The 15,253-nt window shown below is 37.9% G+C and carries 17 protein-coding genes; 15 read left to right on the top strand and 2 right to left on the bottom strand.

Annotation, left to right across the window (positions count from 1 at the left end):
- Nucleotides 1–321 precede the first annotated feature (321 nt).
- From AB1A03_RS11610 to AB1A03_RS11595, 4 genes are all read left to right on the top strand, one after another.
- Nucleotides 322–582 (top strand): BufA1 family periplasmic bufferin-type metallophore, encoded by a 261-nt coding sequence (locus AB1A03_RS11610; protein WP_354624805.1) that lies wholly within the window; start codon nucleotides 322–324, stop codon nucleotides 580–582.
- Between the two features lie 74 nt (nucleotides 583–656).
- A complete protein-coding gene (bufB, locus tag AB1A03_RS11605; RefSeq protein WP_354624804.1) occupies nucleotides 657–1,436 on the top strand; it encodes an MNIO family bufferin maturase in 780 nt (259 codons plus the stop codon).
- Between the two features lie 64 nt (nucleotides 1,437–1,500).
- The gene (locus AB1A03_RS11600; RefSeq protein ID WP_354624803.1) at nucleotides 1,501–2,250 is read left to right on the top strand and encodes an HvfC/BufC N-terminal domain-containing protein; all 750 of its coding nucleotides are present in this window, start codon (nucleotides 1,501–1,503) and stop codon (nucleotides 2,248–2,250) included.
- Nucleotides 2,247–2,657: a DoxX family protein gene (locus AB1A03_RS11595; protein WP_354624802.1), complete on the top strand. Its 411-nt coding sequence runs from the start codon at nucleotides 2,247–2,249 to the stop codon at nucleotides 2,655–2,657. The genes AB1A03_RS11600 and AB1A03_RS11595 overlap by 4 nt, the downstream gene beginning before the upstream one ends.
- A 65-nt stretch (nucleotides 2,658–2,722) precedes the next feature.
- Here the strand turns inward: AB1A03_RS11595 and AB1A03_RS11590 are convergent, their stop codons facing one another.
- The gene (locus AB1A03_RS11590) at nucleotides 2,723–3,202 is read right to left on the bottom strand and encodes a hypothetical protein (RefSeq protein ID WP_354624801.1); all 480 of its coding nucleotides are present in this window, start codon (nucleotides 3,200–3,202) and stop codon (nucleotides 2,723–2,725) included.
- 233 nt (nucleotides 3,203–3,435) lie between these two features.
- On the opposite strand from AB1A03_RS11590, the gene ccoN reads away from it, so the two are divergent.
- The 9 genes from ccoN to AB1A03_RS11545 all read left to right on the top strand — a co-directional run bounded on the left by ccoN (nucleotide 3,436) and on the right by AB1A03_RS11545 (nucleotide 10,559).
- The gene (gene ccoN, locus AB1A03_RS11585) at nucleotides 3,436–4,866 is read left to right on the top strand and encodes a cytochrome-c oxidase, cbb3-type subunit I (RefSeq protein ID WP_354624800.1); all 1,431 of its coding nucleotides are present in this window, start codon (nucleotides 3,436–3,438) and stop codon (nucleotides 4,864–4,866) included.
- Between the two features lie 16 nt (nucleotides 4,867–4,882).
- On the top strand, nucleotides 4,883–5,485 hold the full coding sequence (ccoO, locus tag AB1A03_RS11580) for a cytochrome-c oxidase, cbb3-type subunit II (protein ID WP_354624799.1): 603 nt from the start codon (nucleotides 4,883–4,885) through the stop codon (nucleotides 5,483–5,485).
- 48 nt (nucleotides 5,486–5,533) lie between these two features.
- Nucleotides 5,534–5,725: a cbb3-type cytochrome oxidase subunit 3 gene (locus AB1A03_RS11575; RefSeq protein WP_354624798.1), complete on the top strand. Its 192-nt coding sequence runs from the start codon at nucleotides 5,534–5,536 to the stop codon at nucleotides 5,723–5,725.
- Nucleotides 5,725–6,681 (top strand): cytochrome-c oxidase, cbb3-type subunit III, encoded by a 957-nt coding sequence (gene ccoP / locus AB1A03_RS11570; protein WP_354624797.1) that lies wholly within the window; start codon nucleotides 5,725–5,727, stop codon nucleotides 6,679–6,681. The genes AB1A03_RS11575 and ccoP overlap by 1 nt, the downstream gene beginning before the upstream one ends.
- Before the next feature lie 122 nt (nucleotides 6,682–6,803).
- Complete coding sequence (locus tag AB1A03_RS11565; RefSeq protein ID WP_354624796.1) at nucleotides 6,804–7,277, top strand: FixH family protein; 474 nt, start codon at nucleotides 6,804–6,806, stop codon at nucleotides 7,275–7,277.
- On the top strand, nucleotides 7,277–8,794 hold the full coding sequence (locus AB1A03_RS11560; RefSeq protein WP_354624795.1) for a heavy metal translocating P-type ATPase: 1,518 nt from the start codon (nucleotides 7,277–7,279) through the stop codon (nucleotides 8,792–8,794). Before AB1A03_RS11565 ends, AB1A03_RS11560 begins: the two co-directional genes overlap by 1 nt.
- Nucleotides 8,772–9,671, top strand: a complete 900-nt coding sequence (locus tag AB1A03_RS11555) for a heavy metal translocating P-type ATPase (RefSeq protein WP_354624794.1) — start codon at nucleotides 8,772–8,774, stop codon at nucleotides 9,669–9,671. Before AB1A03_RS11560 ends, AB1A03_RS11555 begins: the two co-directional genes overlap by 23 nt.
- Nucleotides 9,668–9,883: a cbb3-type cytochrome oxidase assembly protein CcoS gene (gene ccoS / locus AB1A03_RS11550; protein ID WP_354624793.1), complete on the top strand. Its 216-nt coding sequence runs from the start codon at nucleotides 9,668–9,670 to the stop codon at nucleotides 9,881–9,883. The genes AB1A03_RS11555 and ccoS overlap by 4 nt, the downstream gene beginning before the upstream one ends.
- Nucleotides 9,873–10,559, top strand: coding sequence for a sulfite exporter TauE/SafE family protein (locus tag AB1A03_RS11545; protein WP_354624792.1), 687 nt, complete (start codon nucleotides 9,873–9,875; stop codon nucleotides 10,557–10,559). The genes ccoS and AB1A03_RS11545 overlap by 11 nt, the downstream gene beginning before the upstream one ends.
- A 41-nt stretch (nucleotides 10,560–10,600) precedes the next feature.
- Here the strand turns inward: AB1A03_RS11545 and AB1A03_RS11540 are convergent, their stop codons facing one another.
- Nucleotides 10,601–13,018 (bottom strand): hypothetical protein, encoded by a 2,418-nt coding sequence (locus tag AB1A03_RS11540; RefSeq protein ID WP_354624791.1) that lies wholly within the window; start codon nucleotides 13,016–13,018, stop codon nucleotides 10,601–10,603.
- Nucleotides 13,019–13,442: 424 nt separating this feature from the next.
- Here AB1A03_RS11540 and AB1A03_RS11535 point away from each other — a divergent pair, with 424 nt between their 5' ends.
- A complete protein-coding gene (locus AB1A03_RS11535) occupies nucleotides 13,443–14,192 on the top strand; it encodes an FNR family transcription factor (protein ID WP_354624790.1) in 750 nt (249 codons plus the stop codon).
- A gap of 121 nt (nucleotides 14,193–14,313) precedes the next feature.
- Complete coding sequence (gene uspE, locus AB1A03_RS11530) at nucleotides 14,314–15,249, top strand: universal stress protein UspE (protein ID WP_354624789.1); 936 nt, start codon at nucleotides 14,314–14,316, stop codon at nucleotides 15,247–15,249.
- Nucleotides 15,250–15,253 lie beyond the last annotated feature (4 nt).

Below are 15,253 nucleotides of genomic sequence, written 5' to 3'. Positions count from 1 at the left end.
CCGATTGGTATAATTGTGTAATAACAGGCTATTACGATTGAATGCAATGCTGTTATCTATTATTTTAAGCAACAGAATAGATCTGATACTTATGCAGCTTGCTATAAGTAAAAAACGTGATTTGCATACTGCTTAATCATTCCCCATATTACTGATTTTCTCCACCTTAAAACAACATATCAACTACCCCAACGCTCTTTTGTTAAAAAAAAGTTAAAATGTTTGAAATTTTTTTCACATTACCACGGTATCTATTATTGAATACAACAACAAAGCGTACATGGTACGCATTTCATTTAATAAACATACAGGGTATCCATTATGAAAAAATCTAATATGGCTTTAGCAGCGACAGTTTCTACATTAATTGCAGTGGGTAGTTCAATGATTTCAGCACCAGCAATGGCCGCTGGTAAAGAGAAATGTTATGGCGTTGCAGCAGCAGGACAAAATGATTGCGCGACTAAAACTAGCTCATGTGCAGGCACAGCAAAAATGGATCGTCAAGGTGATGCCTTTATCGCTGTACCCAAAGGGCTATGCGAAAAATTAGCAGGTGGCAGTTTAACACCGAAAATGTAAGATAATTGTTAGTAACTATCATGACGATGGTTAGTCGATATCAAGCTAGCCGTCGTCAATGTAAAGAGGCTGTTGTGAAAAAAATAAACAAAAGTGCATTCGGTATAGGATTACGCCCCATCCATCATCAAGCATTAATGACTGAACAACCATCATTGGGTTTTGTGGAAATACATAGTGAAAATTATTTTAATGCGCATAGTAAAAATCATTATTACCTTGAGCAAGCGGCCAGTTTATATCCGCTGAGTTTTCACGGCATTGGTTTATCCTTGGGCAGCGCAGAAGCAATAAGCATTAACCACTTGCAGAATTTAAAACAACTTGTCGATCGATTTCAGCCCGCTTTAGTTTCCGACCATTTAAGTTGGAGCTCCCTACAAGGCACATATTTTAACAATTTATTACCTATTCCCTATACGAATGACTCTTTGTCTTACTTTGTAAATAATGTCAATCAAGTCCAAGATTATTTACAAAGAGAGATAATTATTGAAAATCCCTCATCTTATCTACAATATCTCGACGGTGATTTCAGTGAAGCAGAATTCATCAATGAAATTGCAGAGCAAACAGGATGTGGAATACTACTTGATATTAATAATGTATTTGTTAGCGCAACGAATCATCAGTTTTCCGCAGAAAAATATTTGCATGCCATTAACCATAGCAAAGTAGAGGAGATACATTTAGCAGGCTTTACCAAAAAAGAAATCCAAGGCAGCACTATTTTAATCGATACCCACAGTACCTTTGTCAGTCCTGATGTATGGGCTCTTTATGAGCTCTATATCAAAAAGACGAAAACTGAAGCGGTGAGCTTGATTGAGTGGGATGGAGAATCCCCTGTTTAAATACATTGCTTGGCGAACAAAATAAAGCGCAAAATATTCGCAAAAAAGTAGAGGGGAGCTATTAATGGAATTAAAAATAGTTCAACAACAATTTAGCGACACACTGCGCTATAAAGAGTCGCTCATCACGACACAAATCAAGGAGTCGGCATCCTTTAAACAAGATGATTTATTACAAATATACCGAAATAATTTTGTTATGGGGGTAACGGAAGCACTATCAGCAACCTATCAACACTGTCTAGCATTAGTGGGTGAAGATTTTTTTAATATAGCGGCAAGAAATTTTATATTAGAACAGCCCCCCCATGAAAATAACATTATCAATTATGGTGATGGTTTTGCTACCTTTTTAAGTCATTTACCACAATTACAAACGCTACCTTATATTGCAGAAATGGCGCGCTTTGAATGGTTGCTTGAGCAGACAAGTAATAAACAGATAGAGCCGCAATCATTCGATTTTGAAAAACTAGTAAAACTACCAGAAACACAATTAGGTGATATTATCTTGCAAGTTCCAACGCAGGTTACCCTATTCTCAAGCGAACAAGATATTTACCAGTTATATAATATGATCATTAAGGATCAAGTAAAACATAGCGATTTAAATAGCAATTGCTATCTTGCCTTAAAAAAAGAGATTGATTTTACGGTTGCCCTGATCCCTTTACAAAAAGCACAATTTTTATTGTTACAACAAATAACTCAGCAGCGGACATTAGCAGAGATCCCCTCTGAATTTCATGCGCTATTACCCTCATTAATCGAACAAAAATTACTCAACGGGTTTACCATTAGGAAATCATTATGACAAAATTACTGCAGTTATATAATTTAACGGTCAATAAAATGATCTGTTTCTCTACACCATTAATATTACTATTTACGCGAATTTGGGTCGCATTAATCTTTTTTAAGTCAGGATATTTAAAAATAACGACATGGGATAGCACGTTATATCTTTTCGAAGAGGAGTATCAAGTACCTATTATACCATGGCAAGCCGCCGCATATTTAGCAACAGCTGCAGAATTAATTTTACCAATATTTTTAATTTTAGGGCTGTTTACTCGCCCCATGGCTGCCATCTTATTTATGTTTAATATAATCGCCGTTATCTCTTATCCAATACTATGGGAGAGCGGTTTCTACGATCACCAATTGTGGGGGTTAATGCTCCTGATTAATGTGATCTGGGGGCAGGAATATTATCCTTAGACCACCCATTGAGAAGGCACTTTTTTAATAAACAGGGTGTCACAATAGTGAACTAACTATAAAGACTATTGAACCATAAAATCAAAATGTAACCATTGTTCTTGACCATTCACTTGTAGCAAAATTTGCAACTGCCAAATCATGTTTTCAGTTGTACATGCCCCCACCAGGGTTTTAGCTACATAGTGGTGGTCGTTAGCGGCAATAAAAGTGACAGGTATTCGTCCCATGAACATACTTTTTCCTTCTATTTTAGCCTCGATCACTTGCCAATGCTCCACTTCCGATTGCAAACCAAACTGGATCCATTGCTCTGCTTTAATTGGCGGGTTGTTGACCTTCAGCCAAAACACCCCTTGTTCAGTAATATATTCACAGGGGGAAAAGTAATCACAACGAACCATGCTTGTTTGTGACGTTTGCTCCCCTAAAACTTCCACTTGTTTAGTTTTATCCGCAAGAGACATTAGCGTTCGCCAACTAAAAAGAGACACAAGAATAATTAATAATAGTAATAGCTGTAACACTCTCATTTTGTTTAACATTTAAAATCCCTATAAAAATAGTGAGTAAGGTGTGATTTTTAACATAAATCGTCAATTTATTAACAATTAAATAACCAATTTCTGTTCATTTAAAACGACTTCACGTAAACTCTATTGAAAATAAATATATTTTAGTGCTTTCACTATAAATACAATTTATTGTTCAAAAATGAAGCAGGATATTAACACTTCATCAACACGTACATTGTAAATACATGCATGGAATCAAAACAATGACAACCGCAACGATAACTCAACCTGACTACGACTTCAAAGTTGTTCGTCAGTTTACACTTACCACCATCTTCTGGGGTATTATAGGGATGGCAGTCGGCGTGCTAATAGCAGCACAACTGATCTGGCCTGCACTAAATTTTGATACTCCTTGGTTAACCTACAGCCGCCTACGTCCACTCCATACTAATGCCGTGATTTTTGCATTTGGTACCTCGGCGTTGATGGCTACATCATTTTATGTTGTACAACGCACCTGCCAAACTCGACTATTTGGTGGACCATTGGCATCCATTGTATTCTGGGGATGGCAATTAGTTATACTCAGTGCAGCGATCTCATTGCCTTTGGGTTATACAACATCAAAAGAGTATGCTGAACTGGAATGGCCGATAGACTTGCTTATCACTGCCGTTTGGGTTGTTTATGCGATTGTTTTTTTTGGCACACTAGCCATTAGAAAAACATCTCATATTTATGTTGCTAACTGGTTCTTTGGTGCATTCATTTTGACTGTTGCGGTATTACATATTGTTAATAGCTTAGCAATTCCTGTATCAATGGGCAGCATGAAGTCTTACTCCGTTTACTCTGGGGCCGTTGATGCGATGGTACAATGGTGGTACGGACACAATGCAGTTGGTTTTTTATTAACCGCTGGTTTCTTAGGGATGATGTACTATTTTGTGCCTAAGCAAGCAAACCGCCCTGTTTACTCCTATCGCCTTTCGATTGTCCATTTCTGGGCGCTTATTGCTGTTTATATCTGGGCTGGACCTCATCATCTTCATTACACAGCACTACCTGATTGGGCTCAATCATTAGGTATGGTGATGTCATTAATCCTATTTGCACCTTCGTGGGGCGGCATGATCAATGGGATCATGACCTTATCAGGAGCTTGGCATAAATTACGTACCGATCCTATTCTGCGTTTCTTAGTTGTTTCATTGTCTTTCTATGGTATGTCTACCTTTGAAGGGCCAATGATGGCGATCAAAACCGTGAATGCTTTATCCCATTATACCGATTGGACTGTCGGTCACGTTCACTCTGGAGCTTTAGGTTGGGTAGCGATGGTTTCTATTGGGGCATTATACCACCTTGTACCAAAATTATTCGGTCAAAAAGGGATGTATAGCGTTGCTATGATCAACCTACATTTTTGGTTAGCAACTATAGGCACAGTTTTATACATTGTTGCAATGTGGATATCGGGTGTAATGCAAGGCTTGATGTGGCGTGCCGTCAACGATGATGGCACATTAACCTATACCTTCGTCGAGTCATTAGAAAAATCCTATCCTTTCTATACCATCCGTTTTGTTGGAGGATTGGTCTTCTTATCGGGAATGTTGGTAATGGCTTACAATACCTATAAAACAGTTGTTGCTGAAGAAGGCTCTATCAAGCCTCAAGAACTTGGTTAAGTCAGGGAGTGAGATAATGAAGCACGAATTTATTGAAAAAAATGTGGGTTTACTAGCAATATTTATCATCATAGCCATTAGCTTTGGTGGTTTAGCTCAGATCACGCCACTATTATTCCAAAAAGAGACTAACGAACCTGTTGATACGTTACGCCCTTACACTGCACTCGAAATGGAAGGTCGTGATATCTATATCCGTGAAGGTTGTAGTGTTTGTCATAGCCAAATGATCCGTCCATTTAGGGCTGAAACAGAACGTTATGGGCACTATAGTGTGGCTGGAGAACATGTTTGGGAACATCCATTCCTATGGGGTTCAAAACGAACAGGCCCCGACCTTGCGCGTGTTGGTCAACGTTACTCCGATGCTTGGCATGAAGTACATCTACTTAACCCTCGTGATGTAGTACCACAATCAAATATGCCTGGTTTCCCATGGTTAGCAGAGAGCACCTTAACGGGTGAAGATACTGCGCGTAAACTAACCATATTTAAAGATAATTTTGGCGTGCCCTATAGCGATCAAGATATAGCAGGAGCAAAAGCAGCTGTACAAGGAAAAACAGAAATGCAGGCGCTAATTGCTTATTTACAATCACTTGGACACGCATTTAAATAATGACAAAGCTCAGTGATTGAGCTTTGATTTCGGACTACTGGAGGGCTTATGGATTACGCAACATTTAATGGACTATACACACTGTTCTTAATTATTATTTTCGTTGCATTGATTTTATGGGCGTACAGTAAAAAACATAAAAAGTCATTTGAGGATATCGCGAACTCGATACTCGACGAGCCTCAAGACTCAACAACGTATGGCAACGATAAAAACAAACATACGGGAGCTAAAAAATAATGAGCATTTTTTGGACAATATGGATCACAGTGATCACACTCATCGTTATTATTGGTTGTGCTGTATTGTTACGCGCAACATCAAAGAATAGTACTGGTGTTAAAGAAGGTGAACCAATGCCACATACTTTTGATGGCATTCAAGAATTGAATAACCCATTACCTAAATGGTGGACAGGTCTATTTTGGTTCACCATCGCGGTTGGGTTAGTATATAGCTTTGCCTTTCCAACCTATACAGCCAACTGGAATGGGTTACTTGACTGGACGAGTTCAGAACAGAGCGTTATGTCAATAGAGGAATCGCAAGCCTTATCGGAAACGTCACACTCTCAGTATCAACGAGAAATGAATGCGGCCGAAGAAAAATACGGTGAAGTATTCAAACAGCTAGCCTATGATGAAAATGGTGTTTATAAGGATTTAACGTTAGTAGCGAAAGATCCTGAAGCGGTTAAAGTTGGACAACGACTATTTTTACAAAACTGCGCACAATGTCATGGTTCAGATGCGCGTGGCAGTTTAGGTTTTCCAAATTTAACCGATGATGATTGGTTATATGGTGGAGAACCTGAAACGATTAAAAAAACCATCATGGCTGGTCGTAATGGCGTAATGACGCCATGGAAAGAGATTCTCGGTGAGCAAGGCGTCAAAGAAGTGGCTACCTATGCACTAAAACTGAGTGGTCGACGCGTTAACGCCGTTGAGGCTCAAGCTGGCGAAAAGCATTTTGTTATGTGCGCCGCCTGTCATGGCGCAGATGGTAAAGGTAATCATGCCCTTGGCGCACCAAATTTAACCGATAATATCTGGTTATATGGTGGGTCGAGAAAAGCCGTTGAAGCAACAATTAGCTATGGTCGTAATGGTGTTATGCCTGCTTGGGACAGCATTTTAGGTGAAGATAAAGTACACCTTATCGCAGCTTATGTTTACGCACTTTCGGCTCAGTAATAACCGCCATTAAGAAAATAATAACAGCCCCATTTTAAGCCTCGTTTTCGGGGCTTTTTTGTGGTATTAACGAGCACTAAATGTTAAATTTATGGCTATCATATTCCCCCTTTAGGCTTCCCATGCAAAAAATGAATAAAATTTGGTTTAAACAATTTTGGCCCTGGTTTCTCATCCTACTTCCAATGGCAGCCGTTGTCGGCGGTATTAGCACGCTGATTATTGCCAACAACAATAAACCCAATATGGTCGCCGATGATTACTATATAAAAGGAAAAGCAATCAATAGCGATTTAAGCCAGCTTAAAAATGCACAGCGTTTAAATATTAAAGCAGAGATCCAACAAGTTAATGATCAAATAGTGATCAGCTTAGGTGGTGTGAAAGATAATAGCTCGATATATTTTTCGCTGTTTCATTCAACGCTCGCCGATCAAGATATCACCACATTACTAACAGCAGATGCGCAAGGACGTTATCATTTTGATACAGGCAGTGAGTTAAAAGGTAAGTGGCTGCTACGCATTGAGCCCTTTGATAAAAGTTGGCGTTTACAACAAACCGTACAACTGCCAGCTACCACTATTAATTTATAATGGTAAAAATCGCAACCTGCTTTCATTGTGGAGAGCCAAATCCTCAAAATACGCCATATCAAGTGACCATTAATGGGCAACCACAAGATATGTGCTGCCCCGGTTGCGAGGCGATAGCACAGACCATTGTCGATAGTGGTTTAACCTCTTATTATAGCCACCGCAGCGCAACGGCAGAAAAATCCCCTTCTTTAATTCCAGAAGAATTACAACAACTTGAATATTATGATATTGATCAGATTCAAGCAGACTTTGTCGAACACCACGAAAAAATAAACGAAATAACACTAACGATAGAAGGCATAACCTGTGCAGCCTGTGCATGGTTAATTGAAAAGAAACTACGCTTCCTGCCAGGTTTACAATTCATTAATGTTAATACCACACAACATCGCGCCTTAATAAAATGGGATAATAGCCAACTTAAGCTGAGTACTATTTTAAAAGAAATACAAAAAATAGGCTATAAAGCCTACCCTTTTCAAGTTAACAAGCAGGAAGCATTATATACAGAGCAATCTAAATCTTACCTGCGCCGCCTCGGCTTAGCAGGCCTTGCGACCATGCAAGTGATGATGTTTGCTATCGCTTTATATGCTGATTTTTTTTCCGATATGGAGACGGAGTTTATTAACTATTTCCGCTGGGTAAGTTTAATTTTAGCCACGCCAGTATTGCTCTATAGTGCCCAGCCCTTTTATATAAATGCGTGGCGTAATCTACGCAACGTTAGCCTTGGCATGGATGTGCCAATTTCTATCGCCCTTTTAGGTGCCTATTGCGCCTCCGCTTATGCAACTGTTGTAGGCCGAGGTGAAGTCTATTTTGAATCCATTTCCATGTTCACTTTTTTACTCTTGCTTGGCCGTTTGCTAGAACTTCGAGCAAGACGCAAGGCGTCGGAAACAAGTAGTAATTTATTACGCTTATTACCCGCAATGGCGACAAGATTAGAAGATATTCAGCACCCTGAAAAACAATCTATTATTCCAGCTAAAACACTACAAATCGGCGAGACCATTTTAATCAAAGCCGGTGAGACAATCCCCATTGATGGCATCATATTAACTGGAGAGAGTCATATTGAAGAATCGATGCTAACGGGTGAACACATTCCGGTCAACAAAGGTAAAAATGCACAGGTTTATGCAGGCACAGTGAATGTTAGCAGCCCATTAACAGTACGTGTTGATAAATTAGCAGAGAATACCCTCATCGCTGATATTATTCACTTGCAAGATGTTGCCCAACTCAATAAGCCTCGGATTGAAATCCTTGCCGATAAAGTATCTCGTTATTTTGTAGCAACCTTATTAATTATCTCAGCGTTAACCTATATCGGTTGGAGTGTTATCGCACCAGAGCAGGCTTTTTGGATAACCTTATCGGTATTAGTGGCAACTTGTCCCTGCGCGCTTTCATTAGCAACACCGACCGCACTAACCTGCGCCACCGCACAGCTTAATAAACAAGGTATTTTAATCAAACAGCACCATGTTTCTAGAGACACTCTGTAAAATCAATCATATGTTTTTTGATAAAACGGGAACACTCACTCAAGGTGATTTTTCTTTATTAAAATGTATAACCTATGGTTCCTATTCAGAAGCGGAATGCATTAACTTAGCCGCGCAATTAGAGCAATATTCCGAGCACCCCATCGCACAAGCTTTTCATCAACAACAGCAGGCCCATCTCAATTTAAGTGCTGTAAAAAACATGCCTAGTCAAGGGTTACAGGCGCAATATCAAGGGCATGTAGTGAAACTCGGCAATGCGCTATTTTGTCAGGTAGAAACGCCGCTAAAAAGTGGCGAACAAGTTATTTATCTCACTCAAGGTAGCCAATTACTCGCCGCTTTTGAACTAGGTGATAAACTTAGAGAAAGTGCCACTGAAATTAGCGATTACTGTCACAATGAAAAAATAGAGACAACATTGTTAACTGGCGATATCTCCTTAAAAAGCGAAGAAGTAGCTGAATTACTGCATATTAATCATGTTATTAAAGGGGTAACACCGCAAGGAAAACTGCACCACCTGCAACAAGCACAGAAAAAAGATAAAGTGTTAATGGTTGGCGATGGCATAAACGATGCCCCAGTTTTAGCCGCTGCCCATATCTCTGTTGCACTAGCAACAGGAACCGATATAGCTAAAAACAGTGCCGATGTTATTCTACTTGGTGAAGATCTACAGAAAATAATTACACTACGACAACTAGCACAGAAAACACGCACGATTATTAAGCAAAACCTTGCCTGGGCATTAGGTTATAATCTACTCATTATGCCGCTAGCTATTCTTGGTTATGTTCCGCCATACATCGCAGTTATTGGTATGTCTTTTAGTTCTCTGATTGTAGTGAGTAACTCACTAAGGTTATTAAAATGAGTATTATCTATGTCTTAATTCCTATCGCCATGCTCTTCGTAGCAATCGCTGTCATGGTCTTTTTTTGGGCAGTGAAATCAAATCAATACGACGACCTTGACAGAGAAGGTGTCAATATTCTATTCGATGAAGATCAGCCATTAACAGATAGCGATAATAATAAACCATCTATACATAAAGCTAACAGTTTGACTAAGCAACATGATCAATAATGATTTTATCGCGGCACTCTTAATTGGCTTGTTAGGTGCAGGACACTGCCTCGGAATGTGTTCTGGAATTGCTGGTGCGATTACCTTTTCGATTCACGATAAGCAAAAAAAATCCACATCACTCTTCGCATTAATCTTATATAACCTTGGGAGAGTAAGTAGTTACACCTTAGCGGGAGCAATATTTGCAGGAAGCAGTGGCGCATTAATTGTTTTTTTCGGTGGCAAAGAAGCGTTAATTTACCTGCGCATGGTCGCCGCTATTTTAATGCTACTGTTGGCGCTATATATCTCGCGTATTTGGTTTGCGTTACAAAAACTAGAACAAGCAGGTCAATTGCTTTGGCGATTTATAAAACCCGTTGCGCAATTATTCATTCCCTTGAAACATCCACTCTACGCATTGCCATTAGGTTTTTTATGGGGTTGGCTGCCCTGTGGCTTGGTGTACTCAACACTATCTTGGGCAGCAAGCAGTGGCGGTATGAGCAATGGAGCTCTGATCATGTTCGGTTTTGGTTTAGGTACCATGCCAGCAATGCTAAGTGTTGGCACATTAAGCCACAAACTCAAATACTATTTGAATCATCACCTTTTTAGGTATGCAAGTGGCTTACTACTCGCAAGCTTTGCATTACACACTTTTTACGTGGCATACAAACAACTCATATTGTAAAGGTGCGAAATAAGTTTAGGTAACGTAGATATGGCAACACATCAAGATCCATTACCATTATGGATAATATCAGTTATATCTACCATCTCGAATATGCCCTGTACATTACGTAACAATGCATCAATGTCTTTAATTTTCGTTGCAGAAAATCTTTCTAAATAGGCTATTTCATCACGAAAATATTTGTTAAAAACACGCCCTTTCTTAGTACTACTTATGCGCAATACTCTCGGCTCACCAATACAACGAAGCACATCCAATAATTTTGTTAACTCAACATTTTTATCTGCGCATTGAATTTGTTTTATGAAAAAATATTTATCACCATTACTCTTTATTCTTGGCATAACAACACAGTAAAAAATATTATAGGGATTTTCCTTATTAATAATATCTAGCTGCTGAACAACCAAACTACGAAATGAATCAGTATTCATTAAATTCAATATTTCTAAGGGGGTATCACTTTTAACAGGAGGTAAATCAGAATGGCTTGATAGCGCTATATTCTGGATATATCGGCCTGCCCCATATCTTGCGGTAAGTCCATATGGAACATGAATATTATTTGCAAAGATATTTCTTAACGCGCGAGAAAGACCATAAATTTCATGTTCATTACTCATTGCACGTAAATTATTTATATTTTTACTTATGTAGGAACGTAATAATTTTCGCCCTGAATGATGCGCTGTATTTCCCTCAATATACAACCGATATTCAAGTGCACTATCTTGGCCTACAACATGATAGGGGTGATATTTGCTATTGCCACTATCTTTACTCAACAGTTCAGGAAAACGGATAAGAACATGATTACCAATGTTTAAATCAATAGGGCTTGTGAGTTTAATTTTTAATCCACGAGTAGAAATATTCATTGTTACGCCATCAATAAATTCATCCACGATCTCAGTACGTTTCTTAAGATGAATACTGATAGTATCAAAGAACCTATCTTCTATTCTAAAATCACTTGTTTCTGCATTTACACTAAATAGCTCACTCTGTTGTCCCGGCTTTTGTAATATATATTCGGGTAAATGAATGCTTTTATGGCTATTATCACAACATTCATCTAATAAATTTAGGTAATCAATGGCATCCGAAAAATCACTAATAACTAGCATACGTTTAAGTTTTTTTACCAGTGATTTAACATATTCGAAAGGAGCTTGATTTATGTTTTCAAATAATTCACTAGCAGGTAAAGGCAAACAACTTGGTACATAACACTCAGATTCAGGCGACGTTGTCCCCCCATCAATGCGATATAAGCGTAGTTGCTTTTTTTGTTTTGCCCCACGTGCTATTTTTTTAATGAAATTATTAACGAGAAGAACGGAGTGTGGAAGAGCAATGTAGTATGTTTTACCCTGTTTATCGGTAATTGGTAGAATGAAAATATACTCAATAAATCGTTCTCCAATAGAAAGCTTAGTTTGAATATAAGGCAAAGCACAGCAGGCTCGTAAAAAATCATTATTATCTTTTGAATTTTCGAATAAACCAATATCACCATTATTTTGTGTTTTAAATTGTGCACTAGGTAACCAATATCCCCTTTCAGATGATAAAAATACAGGCAGAGAATTTAAACGAGAGATAATGAACTGTTCCGCTGCTTTGCTCATAACTGCATTAAAAGTATTCTGGTTAGGAATATCAGCAAGTTTTTTTTGTATTTCTACATACTGACTGGCGTAAGCCAAAAATTGCTCTGTTACATTACAGAATTGTTGATAGTGATAATTAAGATTTAAATAAGTATCACTTTTTTCTGTATATGTATGCTCTATTTTGTAGGTAATAATCACGCGTTCAGAAAAATCATATTCATTTTCAATGCCATGCATCCACACATAGACTAAACCTGTGGCACGTATAATTTTATCTGTCGGCACCTTAATGGTTAAAGTGTTATTAGTAAGCACTTTTGCGAAAGCGCAAATAGCAAAATTTGTAAACGCAACCGAACTCATTTTTTCTGGGCTATTAAAAAACAAGCTAACTGGTTTATTAAAATCGAGTTGTAGCTCTTTACGCTGGATAAATTTAGTGAGGTGAATTGATTTAGTCGTAGGGAACGTCGTGGTGTTGCTGTTTAATTTGTGTCGTTTTTTTGCTTGCGATATTACGTATTCGTAAACACCGAGAGTATAAACACCTCGATATTTGCTAATCTCTGTTTCGAATTCTTTCATCGCAATCTGATCTAAAAAGTGAGATATTCCATTGTACTGATATTTATCACAGGCATTGCTAAAATAAGCACGTAAATCAATAACCCGAGAAACACTTCTAGAAAGATTCATTATTTCCATTTTAATCAGAAAACGCTTAGATGCGTTTTCTGTTGGCGCTAAATTCGCGATCTCATCTTCTAAAACAGGTGAATTATATTTATGTCGTAACTCAGTAATGATATCCATATCATTGTTCGCAAGCGATGTATCCATGATCTCACTTAAATGGTTAATTATTAAATAGCAGCTAGAACCCAGAATAAATAACAAAAAAATAGTTATCATTCGTTAATATCAATGAATGTACAAAACATAATCACAGCAGACAACAGAAAGCGCTTACTTTTTAGATCTGGGACATATTTATAATGGATAAATCAGACAGGTTGGGCTGCTTTTATATGAATCAACACCCTTTATTTATTGATTATATGCAACGACGTTAACCCTTTGCAGTGAATAATAGGCAGCAGAACACAAAAGCGATATTATGAAATAGTTAAACGACGATCTTTAACTGAAAAATAACTTAAGTTATGAAAAGACAAACCGCAAAAGACAATTAACGATAAAGTATTCAAAGCAGTCAAAAATAGTGTTAATATTGATTCAAGTCAATTCTGGAAACTAAATATCTATGGAAAAAAGCCATACCAACACCAATCGAATTCAAAATGGTGCCTGTGCCATACGTTGTCAAGACTGTAGTATCAATCAATTATGTATTCCTTATTCACTTAATGAAACAGAATTAAATCGTTTAGACAGCATTATAGAACGTAAAAAACCGATTCAAAAAGGGCAGGAGATATTTAAAGCAGGCCAAGAGATGAAGTGTCTTTATGCAATTCGTTCCGGTACATTAAAATCATACACCATCACCGAGCAAGGAGATGAGCAGATCACGGCATTTCATCTTGCTGGTGATTTAGTTGGTTTTGATGGCATTAGTACGGGGACACATCCTAGCTTTGCACAGGCCCTAGAAACAGCCATGATTTGTGAAATACCCTATGACACGCTTGATACCCTATCAACATCAATGCCAAAACTAAGACAACAGATTTTGCGTTTAATGAGTAGTGAAATTGTTGGGGATCAAAATATGATTTTATTATTATCAAAGAAAAATGCAGAGGAACGTCTCGCCTCTTTCATTCATAATTTATCGGTACGATTTGGTAATCGCGGATTTTCTCCAAGAGAGTTTCGTTTATCCATGACGCGTGGAGACATCGGCAACTATTTAGGGTTAACCGTTGAAACCATAAGTCGGCTGTTAGGGCGTTTCCAAAAAAATGAGATAATTTCAGTAAAAGGCAAATATATTAGCGTGTTAAACGAGCAGATGCTTGCTGAACTTGCCGGTGAAAAGAAAAAAGATTAATTCAATCAGCACAATTAAGAATCTTATCTAATAAATAGCCTTTTCGTGATCAAAAGGCTATCAGTTTCAATACATTTGATCTAAATTATAAGTATCTTGTTTCTATTTAATGAGGCTTACTATGTTTAATTATCATAATCTTTTAGTATTTATTGACCCAACTAAAATGCAACAAGCCGCGCTTGAACGAGCCGCAGATATTGCTGAAAAAGTAGAAAACGTCAAGATAACTTTATTTTTATGCTGCTATGACCTGAGTTATGAAATGACATCGTTAAGTTCAATAGAAGAACGACAAGCGATGCGTAATATTGTGATTAAAGAAAACAAAGACTGGTTAGAAACAGTGGCTCTCCCCTACCAAGAAAAAGGACTCAATATTGCCTGTGAAGTTATCTGGCATAATCGTCCTTTTCAAGCTGCAATTATTGAAGTTTTAAAAAACAACTATGATTTAGTCATAAAATCTACACATCAACACTCAAAGCTTAGCGCTATTTTATTTACCCCAACTGATTGGAATTTATTACGTAAATGCCCGGTTCCCGTACTATTAGTCAAACATCACAAATGGCCAGAAAAAGGTAAAATCCTTTGTGCAATTTCTTGCAAAAGCATTCAAGACGATGAGCATAACCAGCTCAATAAACTAATTTTATCGGAAGCTAAAACGATGGCAAACGTGATTAATGCAGAAGTGCATATTGTCAATGCCTATCCTAGCCCACCGATGAATATCATGTTAGAACTTCCCGAATTTGATCCTGTTAACTATGAAGATGGTTTAAAAAAATTTCATGAAACAACACTTAATGAATATGCACAGGAGTACAAAATATCAAAACAACGTACTCACCTTATGCAAGGCTTACCTGAGGATGTTATCAGCGAGGTTGCCAAAGAAATCGATGCTGAGCTTGTTATTCTAGGTACGGTAGGTCGTTCAGGACTAAGCGCAACATTACTAGGGCATACAGCCGAACAAGTTATTGATAACTTGAATTGTGATCTACTCGCTTTGAAACCAGAAGGTTTTATAAGCCCAATTACACTTTAACAGG

Source organism: Psychromonas sp. MME2 (genome assembly GCF_040566515.1).
GTDB lineage: Bacteria > Pseudomonadota > Gammaproteobacteria > Enterobacterales > Psychromonadaceae > Psychromonas.
The sequence above is the reverse complement of the archived record's forward strand: the minus strand, read 5'-3'. Positions and strand labels throughout refer to the sequence as shown.

Excerpts from the sequence above, each read along its gene's own strand:
- AB1A03_RS11560 (WP_354624795.1), top strand. The coding sequence starts at position 7,277 with ATGGTAAAAATCGCAACCTGCTTTCATTGTGGAGAGCCAAATCCTCAA.
- uspE (WP_354624789.1), top strand. The coding sequence starts at position 14,314 with ATGTTTAATTATCATAATCTTTTAGTATTTATTGACCCAACTAAAATG.
- AB1A03_RS11595 (WP_354624802.1), top strand. The coding sequence starts at position 2,247 with ATGACAAAATTACTGCAGTTATATAATTTAACGGTCAATAAAATGATC.
- ccoP (WP_354624797.1), top strand. The coding sequence starts at position 5,725 with ATGAGCATTTTTTGGACAATATGGATCACAGTGATCACACTCATCGTT.
- AB1A03_RS11590 (WP_354624801.1), bottom strand. The coding sequence starts at position 3,202 with ATGTTAAACAAAATGAGAGTGTTACAGCTATTACTATTATTAATTATT.
- AB1A03_RS11555 (WP_354624794.1), top strand. The coding sequence starts at position 8,772 with ATGTTTCTAGAGACACTCTGTAAAATCAATCATATGTTTTTTGATAAA.
- AB1A03_RS11575 (WP_354624798.1), top strand. The coding sequence starts at position 5,534 with ATGGATTACGCAACATTTAATGGACTATACACACTGTTCTTAATTATT.
- ccoO (WP_354624799.1), top strand. The coding sequence starts at position 4,883 with ATGAAGCACGAATTTATTGAAAAAAATGTGGGTTTACTAGCAATATTT.
- ccoN (WP_354624800.1), top strand. The coding sequence starts at position 3,436 with ATGACAACCGCAACGATAACTCAACCTGACTACGACTTCAAAGTTGTT.
- AB1A03_RS11565 (WP_354624796.1), top strand. The coding sequence starts at position 6,804 with ATGCAAAAAATGAATAAAATTTGGTTTAAACAATTTTGGCCCTGGTTT.
- ccoS (WP_354624793.1), top strand. The coding sequence starts at position 9,668 with ATGAGTATTATCTATGTCTTAATTCCTATCGCCATGCTCTTCGTAGCA.
- AB1A03_RS11535 (WP_354624790.1), top strand. The coding sequence starts at position 13,443 with ATGGAAAAAAGCCATACCAACACCAATCGAATTCAAAATGGTGCCTGT.
- AB1A03_RS11610 (WP_354624805.1), top strand. The coding sequence starts at position 322 with ATGAAAAAATCTAATATGGCTTTAGCAGCGACAGTTTCTACATTAATT.
- AB1A03_RS11600 (WP_354624803.1), top strand. The coding sequence starts at position 1,501 with ATGGAATTAAAAATAGTTCAACAACAATTTAGCGACACACTGCGCTAT.
- AB1A03_RS11540 (WP_354624791.1), bottom strand. The coding sequence starts at position 13,018 with ATGGATACATCGCTTGCGAACAATGATATGGATATCATTACTGAGTTA.
- AB1A03_RS11545 (WP_354624792.1), top strand. The coding sequence starts at position 9,873 with ATGATCAATAATGATTTTATCGCGGCACTCTTAATTGGCTTGTTAGGT.